General features: G+C 56.2%; 10 protein-coding genes. 7 read left to right on the plus strand and 3 right to left on the minus strand.

Features of this window, described 5'->3' with window-relative positions:
* Positions 1-112 precede the first annotated feature (112 nt).
* Both F8561_RS02775 and F8561_RS02780 read left to right on the plus strand, forming a co-directional pair.
* A complete protein-coding gene (locus tag F8561_RS02775) occupies positions 113-1,027 on the plus strand; it encodes an SPFH domain-containing protein (RefSeq protein ID WP_014168925.1) in 915 nt (304 codons plus the stop codon).
* Positions 1,024-1,482 (plus strand): NfeD family protein, encoded by a 459-nt coding sequence (locus F8561_RS02780; protein ID WP_014168924.1) that lies wholly within the window; start codon positions 1,024-1,026, stop codon positions 1,480-1,482. Before F8561_RS02775 ends, F8561_RS02780 begins: the two co-directional genes overlap by 4 nt.
* Here F8561_RS02780 and cueR read toward each other — a convergent pair.
* The gene (cueR, locus tag F8561_RS02785) at positions 1,473-1,883 is read right to left on the minus strand and encodes a Cu(I)-responsive transcriptional regulator (RefSeq protein ID WP_014168923.1); all 411 of its coding nucleotides are present in this window, start codon (positions 1,881-1,883) and stop codon (positions 1,473-1,475) included. The genes F8561_RS02780 and cueR overlap by 10 nt on opposite strands.
* A gap of 108 nt (positions 1,884-1,991) precedes the next feature.
* On the opposite strand from cueR, the gene copA reads away from it, so the two are divergent.
* From copA to ybaK, 3 genes are all read left to right on the plus strand, one after another.
* Positions 1,992-4,490, plus strand: a complete 2,499-nt coding sequence (gene copA, locus F8561_RS02790) for a copper-exporting P-type ATPase CopA (protein WP_047366347.1) — start codon at positions 1,992-1,994, stop codon at positions 4,488-4,490.
* Between the two features lie 50 nt (positions 4,491-4,540).
* Positions 4,541-5,335, plus strand: a complete 795-nt coding sequence (locus tag F8561_RS02795; protein ID WP_025204835.1) for a TraB/GumN family protein — start codon at positions 4,541-4,543, stop codon at positions 5,333-5,335.
* A 200-nt stretch (positions 5,336-5,535) separates the two neighbouring features.
* On the plus strand, positions 5,536-6,015 hold the full coding sequence (ybaK, locus tag F8561_RS02800; RefSeq protein ID WP_020885175.1) for a Cys-tRNA(Pro)/Cys-tRNA(Cys) deacylase YbaK: 480 nt from the start codon (positions 5,536-5,538) through the stop codon (positions 6,013-6,015).
* Positions 6,016-6,103: 88 nt separating this feature from the next.
* Here the strand turns inward: ybaK and ushA are convergent, their stop codons facing one another.
* Positions 6,104-7,756, minus strand: coding sequence for a bifunctional UDP-sugar hydrolase/5'-nucleotidase UshA (ushA, locus tag F8561_RS02805; RefSeq protein WP_014168919.1), 1,653 nt, complete (start codon positions 7,754-7,756; stop codon positions 6,104-6,106).
* A gap of 169 nt (positions 7,757-7,925) precedes the next feature.
* On the opposite strand from ushA, the gene F8561_RS02810 reads away from it, so the two are divergent.
* Complete coding sequence (locus F8561_RS02810; protein WP_032677549.1) at positions 7,926-9,134, plus strand: MFS transporter; 1,209 nt, start codon at positions 7,926-7,928, stop codon at positions 9,132-9,134.
* A gap of 229 nt (positions 9,135-9,363) precedes the next feature.
* Complete coding sequence (gene ybaL / locus F8561_RS02815) at positions 9,364-11,040, plus strand: YbaL family putative K(+) efflux transporter (RefSeq protein WP_014168917.1); 1,677 nt, start codon at positions 9,364-9,366, stop codon at positions 11,038-11,040.
* Between the two features lie 89 nt (positions 11,041-11,129).
* On the opposite strand, the gene F8561_RS02820 is transcribed toward ybaL, so the two are convergent.
* Positions 11,130-12,434, minus strand: coding sequence for an inosine/guanosine kinase (locus F8561_RS02820; protein ID WP_151887124.1), 1,305 nt, complete (start codon positions 12,432-12,434; stop codon positions 11,130-11,132).
* Positions 12,435-12,449: the final 15 nt, after the last annotated feature.

A 12,449-nucleotide genomic window follows, 5' to 3' on the forward strand; every position in this document is an offset into this window, starting at 1 on the left:
ATTCGTCGCGCCCCCTTCTTTACAGGGGCGAATTTCAGCCCGATAGCCGATATACTGACTCATAACACACACGCAGTTCCCTTCGTCACAGCATGCAAAACAGGAGGTTTTTATGCTTATCGTTATACCTGTCCTTATTTTCGTTGCGCTGGTTATTGTCGGCGCTGGCGTCAAAATTGTCCCACAAGGGTATCAGTGGACCGTTGAACGCTTTGGCCGCTACACCAACACGCTCCAGCCGGGTTTAAGCCTGATTGTCCCTTTCATGGACAGGATTGGACGTAAAATCAATATGATGGAACAGGTGCTGGATATTCCTTCCCAGGAAGTGATCTCCAAGGATAACGCCAACGTCACCATTGATGCGGTCTGTTTTATACAGGTTATTGATGCCCCAAAAGCGGCCTATGAAGTCAGCAATCTGGAGCTGGCTATCGTAAATCTGACGATGACCAACATTCGTACCGTGCTCGGTTCAATGGAGCTGGATGAAATGCTCTCTCAGCGCGACAGCATTAACACCCGCCTGCTGCACATTGTCGACGAGGCCACCAACCCGTGGGGGATCAAAGTTACCCGTATTGAGATCCGTGACGTGCGCCCACCGGCAGAGCTGATCGCCTCCATGAACGCGCAGATGAAAGCGGAACGGACCAAACGCGCCTACATTCTGGAAGCTGAAGGGGTACGTCAGGCAGAGATCCTGAAAGCCGAAGGGGAAAAACAGTCGCAGATCCTGAAAGCGGAAGGTGAACGCCAGTCTGCCTTCTTACAGGCGGAAGCCCGTGAACGTTCTGCAGAAGCGGAAGCCCGCGCCACCCAGATGGTCTCTGAAGCAATTGCGGCGGGTGATATCCAGGCGGTGAACTACTTCGTTGCGCAAAAATACACTGACGCGCTGAAAGAGATTGGCTCCGCGAACAACAGCAAAGTGGTGATGATGCCGCTGGATGCCAGCAGCCTGATGGGTTCCATCGCCGGGATCACGGAACTTATCAAAGACAGCGGAAACGAGCGCAAAAAATGATTGAGCTAATCGTCGCACATCCTCATGCATTCTGGCTAAGCCTCGGTGGCTTATTGCTGGCCGCGGAGATGCTTGGCGGCAACGGTTACCTGCTCTGGAGCGGTGTTGCCGCTGTCATTACCGGGTTAGTGGTCTGGCTACTGCCCCTGGACTGGGCGTGGCAGGGGGCGTTATTTGCCGTGCTGACGCTGTTGGCCGCCTGGCTGTGGTGGCGCTGGCTTAACCGCCAGGTGACAGAGCAGAAACCGCTCGACGCCCACCTCAATCAGCGCGGGCAGCAGATTGTCGGCAAACGTTTTACGCTCGACACGGCGCTGGTTAACGGGCGCGGACATATGCGCGTGGGCGACAGTTCATGGCCCGTGGTGGCCGACGATGACCTCAGCGCCGGCACGCAGGTTGAGGTCATTGCGGTGGAAGGGATAACCCTGCGGGTTAAAGCCTGTCAGGCATGAGCCTTACGATGACAGCAGCCGGACAGATTATCGATAATCGGGCAGTCGGCGCTGTCATCCCCCGGACAGGATTCCGCCAGCGCCAGAAGCTGCTGACGCATCGCCTGTAACTCGGTAATGTGGCGTTCAATCTCAGCCACTTTCTCCAGCGTACGTTTTTTCACGTCTGCGCTATGGCGCGCCGGATCGTTAAATAAGGTGACCAGCTCGCCGCACTCTTCAAGGTTAAATCCCACCTGCCGCGCCTGGCGCAGTAGCGTCAGTTCATCAAGATGCAGTTGCGTATAACTGCGGTAGCCATTTTCACTGCGCAGCGGCGGTGTCACCAGCCCCTTCTCTTCATAAAAACGGATCGCTTTGCTGGTCAATCCGGTTTTTTTCGCAACATCACTGATATTCACATTTCCCCCTTGACCTTCCCCTTGATGGAAGGTTTAACCTTCATAACAGTTAGCGAAAAGCGTTATGCCGGTCAACATCTGACCAGATCATTATACGGGAGTTTTGTTATGTCTCACACTATTGACCTGACACTGGACGGCCTCTCCTGCGGCCACTGTGTCAAACGCGTTAAAGAAAGCCTGGAACAGCGTCCTGATGTAGACAGCGCTGAAGTGACCCTTGATCACGCCGCCGTCACCGGTAGCGCCAGTGCGGATGCGCTGATTGATACGATCAAACAGGCTGGTTATGGGGCGGAGCTGAGCCACCCAAAGGCTAAACCGCTGGCAGAGTCATCATCCCCGTCGGAAGCACTGACAGCGGCCACTCCTGAGCTTCCGGTAGCTGATGATATTGATGACAGCCAACAGCTGCTGATCAACGGCATGAGCTGCGCCAGCTGCGTCTCCCGGGTACAAAATGCCTTGCAGGCTGTACCGGGTGTCGCGCAGGCACGGGTCAATCTTGCGGAGCGTACTGCGCTGGTGATGGGCAGTGCCTCCGCCGCAGATTTAGTGCAGGCCGTTGAAAAAGCGGGCTACGGCGCAGAGGCCATCGAAGATGACCTCAAACGTCGTGAACGTCAGCAGGAAACGGCCGTCGCCACCATGAAACGCTTCCGCTGGCAGGCCATCGTCGCGCTGCTGGTCGGGGTGCCGGTCATGGTGTGGGGTATGATCGGTGACAATATGATGGTCACCGACGATAACCGCACGCTGTGGCTGGTCATTGGGTTGATTACGCTTGCCGTGATGGTCTTCGCAGGCGGTCACTTCTACTCCAGCGCCTGGAAAAGCCTGAAAAATCGCACCGCGACGATGGACACCCTTGTCGCACTCGGCACGGGTGCGGCGTGGCTGTACTCCATGAGCGTCAACGTCTGGCCCCAGTGGTTCCCGATGGAAGCGCGTCATCTCTATTATGAAGCGAGCGCGATGATTATCGGCCTGATTAACCTCGGCCATATGCTTGAAGCGCGCGCCCGTCAGCGCTCCTCCAAAGCGCTGGAGCGCCTGCTGGATTTAACCCCACCGACCGCGCGCGTCGTGACGGATGCAGGTGAAAAAAATGTCCCATTGGCTGAAGTTCAACCCGGCATGACGCTGCGCCTGACCACCGGCGACCGCGTTCCCGTCGACGGTGAAATCACTCAGGGCGAAGCCTGGTTTGACGAAGCGATGCTGACCGGAGAACCCGTCCCGCAACAGAAAGCCCAGGGCGATGCCATTCATGCCGGTACGGTGGTGCAGGACGGTAGCGTGCTTTTCACCGCCAGTGCGGTCGGCAGCCATACTACGCTGTCACGCATTATTCGTATGGTGCGTCAGGCACAGAGCAGTAAGCCGGAAATTGGTCAGCTGGCCGATAAAATCTCCGCCATTTTTGTGCCGGTCGTGGTCGGTATCGCGCTGCTGAGCGCGGCTATCTGGTATGTCTTCGGCCCGGCACCGCAAATTGTTTATACCCTGGTGATTGCCACGACGGTGCTGATCATTGCCTGTCCTTGCGCGCTCGGTCTTGCCACGCCAATGTCGATCATCTCAGGCGTAGGCCGTGCCGCTGAATTTGGTGTGCTGGTACGGGATGCCGATGCGTTGCAGCGGGCGAGCACGCTGGACACGCTGGTGTTTGATAAAACCGGCACGCTGACGGAAGGGAAACCGCAGGTAGTGGCCGTGATAACGGCAGGCATCACGCAGGATGACGCGCTGCGTCTCGCCGCGGCGCTTGAACAAGGCTCCAGCCACCCGCTGGCCCACGCCATTATTGAGAAAGCCGGGAATGCCAGCCTGCCGCAGGTGAGCAATTTCCGCACCCTGCGCGGTTTAGGCGTCACCGGTACCGCCGAAGGGCACACGCTGCTGCTGGGGAATCAGGCACTGCTGAAGGAGCATGGCGTTGAGACCTCAGCTCTGGAACAAGACCTGAAAGCTCAGGCCTCTCAGGGCGCAACCCCGGTTCTGCTTGCCGTTGATGGCAAGGCCGCGGCGCTGCTGGCAATTCGCGATCCGCTACGCCAGGACAGCGTGCAGGCGTTGCAACGCCTGCATCGCGCGGGCTATCGCCTGGTGATGTTGACCGGGGATAATCCTGTGACGGCGAACGCCATCGCCCGGGAAGCTGGGATTGACGAGGTCATTGCCGGGGTGTTACCTGACGGCAAAGCAGATGCCATCAAGACGCTGCAAAGCCAGGGTCGCCAGGTGGCGATGGTCGGTGACGGGATTAACGATGCGCCGGCGCTGGCACAGGCGGAAGTGGGTATTGCGATGGGGGGCGGTAGCGATGTCGCCATTGAGACGGCCGCCATCACCCTGATGCGTCACAGCCTGATGGGCGTTGCGGACGCGCTGGCGATTTCAAAAGCCACCTTGCGCAACATGAAGCAGAACCTGCTGGGTGCCTTCGTCTACAACTCGCTCGGTATCCCGATTGCTGCCGGTATTTTGTGGCCGCTGACCGGCACGCTGCTGAACCCGGTTGTCGCGGGTGCGGCGATGGCGCTCTCGTCCATTACCGTGGTGAGCAACGCAAACCGGTTGTTGCGGTTTAAACCGAAAGATTGAACCTTCTTCTCCTACGCGCTAGCATGAACCTTTCCGTTTATGGAGCGCGTATGAGTCTGTTTAATCGTATAAAAACATCGTTTCGCGCCCTCTTCCCCCGCCGTTATGCCTGGCCCGGCATGGATATCTCGCTTCCCGGCGGGCAGCACCTTCACCTGGTGGGCAGCATCCATATGGGCACGCAGGATATGTCCCCGCTGCCAGCCGGTCTGATGAAACTGCTGAAGAGCGCCGATGCGCTGGTCGTTGAAGCGGATATTTCGGGCCAGACGTCGCCGTTTGCCGGCCTCGAAAGCGATCTCCCCCTGGCTGAACGTCTGAACGACACGCAGTTCGCTGAACTGACGCGCGTCGCAGATGAGACGGGCGTGTCGCTCTCCATGCTGGACACACTGCCGCTGTGGCAAATCGCGATGGTCCTGCAGGCAACCCAGGCGCAGCGTCTGGGGCTGCGCGGGGATTATGGTATTGATTACCAGCTGTTGAATGCCGCGAGAGCACGCCATTTGTCAGTCATTGAGCTCGAAGGCACGGACAGCCAGATAGCCCTGCTGCGCCAGCTTCCTGATGATGGGCTAATGCTGCTGGATGATACCCTGACCCACTGGCACACCAACGCGCGTCTGTTGCAAACGATGATCGGCTGGTGGCTGAATGCGCCGCCCACGGACGGTAAACTGGCGCTGCCGTCGACGTTCAGTGAATCGTTGTATGATGTGCTGATGAACGAGCGCAACAAAGCCTGGCAGCAGACGCTACATGCGTTGCCTGCGGGGCGTTACGTGGTCGCTGTCGGGGCGTTACATTTGTACGGAGAAGGGAATTTGCCGTCACTGCTGAAATAAAAAAAATGGCCAATATTTCTATTGGCCCGTCAAAGAGGAATTTCATCGTTTTTATTATGCCGAAGGAGACCTTCGGTTGAGCCGATTGTCGCTCAAAGTGACCATCACTGCCAATACTATTGCGCAAGATGGTGCTATTTTTTAGACAAACGTCAGGCGTATGCTGTCAGCATGAATTGTCTGTCGTAAGAAGGATAGCTATGACTCCCGCCGTTAAATTACTCGAAAAAAACAACATTCCCTTTCGGATCCACACCTACGATCACGATCCCAGCGAAACGAATTTTGGTGATGAAGTGGTGCGCAAACTGGGGCTGAACGCCGATCGGGTTTATAAGACGCTGCTGGTGGCGGTGAACGGTGATATGAAACACCTCGCCGTCGCGGTAACGCCCGTTGCCGGGCAACTGGATCTCAAGAAAGTGGCCAAAGCGCTGGGGGCAAAGAAGGTGGATATGGCCGATCCGATGGTTGCACAACGCACTACCGGCTACCTTGTTGGCGGTATCAGCCCGCTCGGGCAGAAAAAACGCCTGCCGACGCTGATTGATGCCCCTTCGCAGACCTTCGACACCATTTATATTTCCGGCGGCAAACGCGGGCTGGATATTGAACTGTCCGCAGGCGATCTGGCGAAAATACTGGACGCGACATTTGCGGATATTGCGCGACGGGATTGAGGAAGTGGCCCGGAGGCACTGTGCTTACCGGGCCGACGATTCTCATACAGGCCGGGTCAGGCATAGCCGCCCCCGGCACAAAACCGCACTACTGCCAGCTCACCTCGCCTTTCGGCTCATAGGTATTCACGTCGATCGGTGAATTCTGCTCGATAAACTGCTTCAGCACTTCCGCATCAATAAACCCGGTATTCACATAGCCCGGTTTATTGTCGATATGCGGATAACCGTCACCACCGGTGGCGTTAAAGCTTAATGTTGCCATGCGGTAGGTTTTGGCAGGGTCGACCGGCTCGCCTTTGATTTTGAGGTCGTTGAGCTTGCCGTCCTTCGCCACAAAGCTGACGTTGGCAAACTGCGGATAAGCGCCGGAGTCCGGCTTCATCTGCGCCACGGCGGTGAGATAGTCAATCACCTCTTTACCGCTCATGTCGACATACACCACGATGTTACCGAACGGCTGAACCTTCAGCACATCTTTATAGGTGATGTTTCCGCCTTCGATGGAGTCACGGATGCCGCCGCCGCTCATCACGCCAAAATCGGCATTTGTGCGCGCCATTTGTGCCGCCAGCACCAGATGCCCCATATTGGTCTGCACAAAGCGAACTTTGCTGCGGTCCCCTTCCAGACGACCATTCAGCGTACCAATCTTCACGTCCAGCTGCGCCTTGCCTTTATTCTGGAAGGGCGTCAGCAGGGAGAGCATCTGTGCGTTCTCAGCAATTTCCGGGGTGTAGAGTACGCGTTCACTCTTCCCGTCAGGGTAAGTCACTTTCTTCTTCAGGTTGACCGGAATGAGCTGATAGTGCACCAGCTTCATCTCGCCGTTACGGAACTCAAAGTCCGCACGCCCCACGTATTTACCCCACTCGTGCGCCTGCACAATCCAGATCCCGTTCTGACGGTCCGGAGCACACGGCGTGCCTGGCACGTAGTCGACCTGCTTTTTATTCTCTGACGCCATGCAGACCGGGTCTTGTGAATGACCGCCCACAATCATCGCCAGCGAGCCCGCAGGCAGGCTGCGAGCCATCTCCACGTCACCCGGCGCATTCGAGCCGTGCTCACCGTTGTCGTAGTGGCCCATATGGGTGGTGGCAATAATGACATCCGGCTTTTCGTTCTGCTGCAATTCCTGAATGACCAGCTTCGCTTCGTCTGCAGGTTTACGGAATTCGATATCGGTAAAGAACTCAGGGTTGCCGATTTTCGCCGTATCGTCAGTGGTTAACCCGATGACCGCAATTTTCAGATCCTGACGCTTAAACAGCGCCCAGGGTTTGAACAGTCGCTCGCCGGTGCTTTTCTGGTAGATGTTGGCAGAGAGGAACGGAAATTTGGCCCATTTTTCCTGCTGACGCAGCACCGTCAGCGGGTTATCGAATTCATGGTTACCGACGGCCATCGCATCGTAGCCAATAAGATTCATGCCGCGGAAATCAGGCTCCGCATCCTGTAAATCAGATTCCGGCACACCGGTATTGATATCGCCTCCCGACAGCAGCAGTACGCTGCCCCCCTGGGCTGCCACCTCTTTACGAATGCCATCCACCAGCGTTTTTTGTGCCGACAGACCGTATTCGCCGTATTCACTGCGCCAGAAATGGCCGTGATGATCGTTAGTATGCAAAATGGTGATTTTATAGGTTTTATCTTTTTCATAGGCCTGCACGGGCAGGCTAACCAGACCCCAGGCGGCGATCAGCGCCAGCGCGACGCTCCGCTTCATTAACTTCATCTTCTCTCTCCCTGACCAATAGACAAAGGCAAAAATTACAGTGACTAATAAGAATAGACAAATAAGTTTTCAGAATTGCGACTTTATTCAAATGTCACTGCCGGGTATGTTAGTTGGATAATAATTACACCCTGCATTTCTAATAACAAAAGACGTGGTATTCATCTCTATGGCAATCAGTGAATCAACCCAGCCCGTGTCTGGCGCTCCGGCGTCGCGCACCTCGTTTAAAGTGTTAGGCGCAATCAGTCTTTCACATCTGCTCAACGACATGATCCAGTCGTTGATTCTCGCGATCTACCCGTTGCTGCAGTCCGAGTTTTCGTTAACGTTCGTGCAGATCGGGATGATCACCCTGACCTTCCAGCTGGCCTCCTCACTTCTGCAACCGGTCGTGGGCTACTGGACGGATAAATATCCTATGCCGTGGTCGCTACCGATTGGCATGTGTTTTACCTTGAGCGGGCTGGTGCTGCTGGCAATGGCAGGCAGCTTTGAAGCAGTGCTGATTGCCGCCGCGCTGGTGGGCACGGGGTCGTCGGTCTTTCACCCGGAGTCCTCACGCGTGGCGCGCATGGCCTCCGGGGGCCGTCACGGGCTGGCGCAATCGCTCTTTCAGGTGGGCGGTAACTTTGGCAGCTCCCTCGGCCCACTGCTGGCAGCGGTGATCATCGCTCCGTACGGCAAGGGTAACGTGGCGTGGTTTGTGCTGGCAGCCTTGCTGGCGATTATCGTGCTGATTCAGATCAGCCGCTGGTATGCCGCGCAGCATCGCGTGAACAAAGGTAAACCTAAAGCGAAGGTTATCAATCCCCTTCCTCGCGATAAGGTCATTCTGGCCGTCTCCGTGCTTCTGGTGCTGATTTTCTCGAAATACTTCTATATGGCGAGCATCAGCAGCTATTACACCTTTTACCTGATGCAAAAATTCGGATTATCGGTCCAAAACGCCCAGCTTCACCTGTTTGCCTTCCTGTTTGCGGTGGCTGCAGGGACGGTTATCGGCGGGCCTGTGGGCGATAAAATCGGGCGCAAATACGTCATTTGGGGCTCTATCCTCGGCGTGGCCCCGTTTACCCTTATTTTGCCGTATGCAAGCCTGGAGTGGACGGGGATTTTGACCGTGATTATTGGGTTTATCCTCGCCTCGGCGTTTTCCGCCATCCTTGTTTACGCGCAGGAGCTGCTGCCAGGCCGTATCGGTATGGTTTCCGGGCTCTTTTTCGGTTTTGCTTTCGGCATGGGCGGCCTTGGTGCGGCAGTGCTGGGCATGATTGCCGACCACACCAGTATCTTCCTGGTCTATAAAATCTGTGCTTTCCTGCCGCTTCTGGGGATGTTGACCATATTCCTGCCTGATAACCGCCATAAAGCGTAATATAACGGTCGCTAAAGTTTTACTTTGGCGACCTGACACCCTGATGCCATAAGGGTTTCTTCTCCATCCCCCTGCCTAATTTATCAAAATGCGCTTTTTTACACGCATATTGCTGTTTTATTCAAACTCCAACAATTATTCATAAACATAACGGCAAAAATTGTCATAAACTATTACTCGGTTTTTGGTTTTTTAACCAAATGGAACACCCACAACGAAAGGAGACGGAATGCATCACGCCACACCGCTTATCACCACCATTGTTGGTGGACTTGTGCTCGCTTTTATCCTCGGCATGATTGCCAATAAACTGCGTATTTCGCCTCTGGTGGGCTATTTGTTAGCGGGTGTGCTGGCGGGTCCCTTTACGCCAGGTTTCGTGGCGGATACCAAACTGGCGCCCGAACTGGCGGAATTAGGCGTGATTCTGCTGATGTTTGGCGTAGGTCTGCATTTCTCACTCAAGGATCTGATGGCGGTAAAGTCGATCGCCATACCGGGGGCGATCGCACAGATAGCCGTAGCGACGCTGCTGGGAATGGCGCTTTCGACAGTGCTTGGCTGGTCGCTGATGACCGGTATCGTCTTTGGGCTGTGTCTTTCAACCGCCAGTACCGTCGTACTGCTGCGCGCGCTTGAGGAGAGGCAGCTTATCGACAGCCAGCGCGGACAAATCGCGATAGGCTGGCTGATTGTGGAAGACCTGGTGATGGTGCTGACGCTGGTGTTGCTGCCTGCCGTCGCCGGTATGATGGAAAAAGAGAGCGTCGGCTTTGCGACGCTGGCGCTGGACATGAGCATCACCATCGGGAAAGTGGTGGCGTTTATCACCATTATGATGCTGGTGGGCCGCCGTCTGGTGCCGTGGATCCTGTCCCGCAGCGCGGCCACCGGCTCCCGTGAGTTGTTTACCCTGTCTGTCCTTGCCCTGGCGCTGGGGATTGCCTTTGGTGCCGTTGAACTGTTCGACGTCTCCTTTGCACTGGGCGCGTTCTTCGCCGGGATGGTGCTGAACGAATCCGAGCTGAGCCACCGTGCGGCGCACGATACGCTGCCGCTGCGCGACGCCTTCGCCGTCCTGTTCTTTGTCTCCGTCGGGATGCTGTTTGATCCGATGGTTCTGGTTCAGCAACCGCTGGCCGTGATGGGCACCCTGGCGATTATTATCTTTGGTAAGTCGGTTGCCGCCTTCTTCCTGGTACGGATGTTTGGCCACTCGCCGCGTACGGCTCTGACCATCGCCGCCAGCCTGGCGCAGATTGGTGAGTTCGCCTTTATTCTGGCGGGCCTGGGTATGGCGCTGAATCTGCTGCCGCAGGCCGGGCAAAATCTGGTCCTCGCCGGAGCGATCCTCTCCATCATGCTGAACCCGGTCCTGTTTGCATTGCTGGAAAAATACCTCGATAAAACCGAAACGCTGGAAGAGCAGACGCTGGAAGAAGCTATCGAAGAAGAGAAGCAGATCCCGGTGGATATTTGCAATCATGCCCTGCTGGTCGGCTTTGGCCGCGTAGGAAGCCTGCTCGGTGAGAAGCTGATGGCGCAGGGGATCCCGCTGGTGGTGATTGAAACATCACGTACCCGCGTCGACGAGCTGCGCGAGCGCGGCGTTCGCGCGGTGTTGGGCAATGCAGCAAACGAAGAGATCATGAATCTCGCGCATCTGGACTGCGCGCGCTGGTTGCTGCTGACCATTCCAAACGGCTATGAAGCGGGTGAAATTGTGGCGTCCGCACGTGAGAAGTGCCCGAATATTGAGATCATTGCCCGCGCCCATTATGACGATGAGGTGGAGTACATTACCGAACGTGGTGCAGATCAGGTGGTGATGGGTGAACGCGAAATTGCAAAAGCGATGCTGACGCTGTTAACGAAACCGCCGGTTGACGAGGTGGTGACGGGGTAAGCGTGCCTCCTGCAGCCCTTGACTGCCCCTCTCCTACCGGGAGAGGGTACAAACACGAATACGGCAACCGCAAGGTTGCCGTTTTGCCTTTATCGATCCCAGTAGGCTTCTTCGAGGCTATCTTCCCTTTCCGGCAGACCGCGGGTTAAGCGCGGCGAGTGCTGGTTCAGCACCTGATAACTCACGCGGTTCGCGTACTTACACACCTGCGCCAGCGACGAATAGGTCAGCCAGTTGAATTTGTGCTTGCTGGAATTCGGGACGTTGGTTTTATGGTAGGCATTCGCAGTGATGTCATGCAGCAGCGCCGCCAGTGCGCCATCTCCCGCGCCATTGGTATTCATGATCTTTTCTGGCCCGCCCATATACGGCGCGATGTGGGAGTAAATACGCAGCGGGTTTTCGCAATCTTTATGGCGAATCGCGCGGCTGAACTCGTACTGGTTAAACTCGGCAATGGCGCCTGGCAGCAGTGGATGCTGCGTTTTGCGTTTGCTCTCTTCTTCCGTGAAGCCTGCCATATATAGCCCTACCGGTCCGGCCGTGCAGAGCACCAGATCGACCCAGTCGAGCGCTTTATCGGAGGCCAGCAGCGGATCGCTCTCGCCGGTCAACGCTTCAGCCTCTTCTTCGTTCATCGCCAGAATCGAGACGTGTTCCTTCAGGAAGGCCTGCCACCACTCGGGGTTGTCGGCTATCACGAATTTGGTGCCCAGCGTCAGAACGACCGGCACATTGTATTTCTTCGCGTACTCAATCGCTTTCATGGTGGCTGCCGGCATCGGCTCGCCGGGTTTACAGCGCACCAGATACGACGTCAGCACCAGTGCAGACGCACCCGCTATCACCGCTTCCGGAATGCTCTCTGCACGCAGCTTATTCATGTGGCCGGGGCTGATGGCAAAGGTACGTTCGCCGGAATCGCTGATCAGCGTGAAGCAGCGGCCAATCGGCCCGTCAACGCCCTGAAGGTAGTTCAGATCGGTGCGGCTGGAGGTATTGCACAAATAACGGTAGGCGTAGCCACCAATTTCGATGTTGCTGCACATGACGCCCAATAACACAGAGCGGTCGTCGGCAAGCACCGAGTAGTTGTGCATGGTGTTGCCGATAGTGCCACCGGCAAACTGATGGGTGATCAGGTTTTCACGCGTCAGCTCCTGATACAGGGCTTCGGCAACATCGTCCTCAATCACCAGCGAGTGACCGGCGCTCAGACCGTAACGAGCGACAAACGCATCATCCACTTTAGCTTCAATGTCCACCAGCGTCTGATCGATACCGACGACCCATGCGGCGCTGGTTTCATTTTCCGGCTGGATTTGCTGCAGGAGCGGATCGCGGGCATCAACGGGAAAGTAGTGTTTAGATTTGCGTTTACCGGGAAATTTCATGGGTCTGAACTGTGC

The organism is Enterobacter sp. 198, assembly GCF_009025585.1.
Lineage (GTDB): Bacteria > Pseudomonadota > Gammaproteobacteria > Enterobacterales > Enterobacteriaceae > Enterobacter > Enterobacter ludwigii.

Bases quoted from the DNA above. Each gene is read 5' to 3' on its own strand.
- F8561_RS02775 (WP_014168925.1), top strand. From the start codon at position 113: ATGCTTATCGTTATACCTGTCCTTATTTTCGTTGCGCTGGTTATTGTC.
- F8561_RS02780 (WP_014168924.1), top strand. From the start codon at position 1,024: ATGATTGAGCTAATCGTCGCACATCCTCATGCATTCTGGCTAAGCCTC.
- copA (WP_047366347.1), top strand. From the start codon at position 1,992: ATGTCTCACACTATTGACCTGACACTGGACGGCCTCTCCTGCGGCCAC.
- F8561_RS02795 (WP_025204835.1), top strand. From the start codon at position 4,541: ATGAGTCTGTTTAATCGTATAAAAACATCGTTTCGCGCCCTCTTCCCC.
- ybaK (WP_020885175.1), top strand. From the start codon at position 5,536: ATGACTCCCGCCGTTAAATTACTCGAAAAAAACAACATTCCCTTTCGG.
- ushA (WP_014168919.1), bottom strand. From the start codon at position 7,756: ATGAAGTTAATGAAGCGGAGCGTCGCGCTGGCGCTGATCGCCGCCTGG.
- F8561_RS02810 (WP_032677549.1), top strand. From the start codon at position 7,926: ATGGCAATCAGTGAATCAACCCAGCCCGTGTCTGGCGCTCCGGCGTCG.
- ybaL (WP_014168917.1), top strand. From the start codon at position 9,364: ATGCATCACGCCACACCGCTTATCACCACCATTGTTGGTGGACTTGTG.
- F8561_RS02820 (WP_151887124.1), bottom strand. From the start codon at position 12,434: ATGAAATTTCCCGGTAAACGCAAATCTAAACACTACTTTCCCGTTGAT.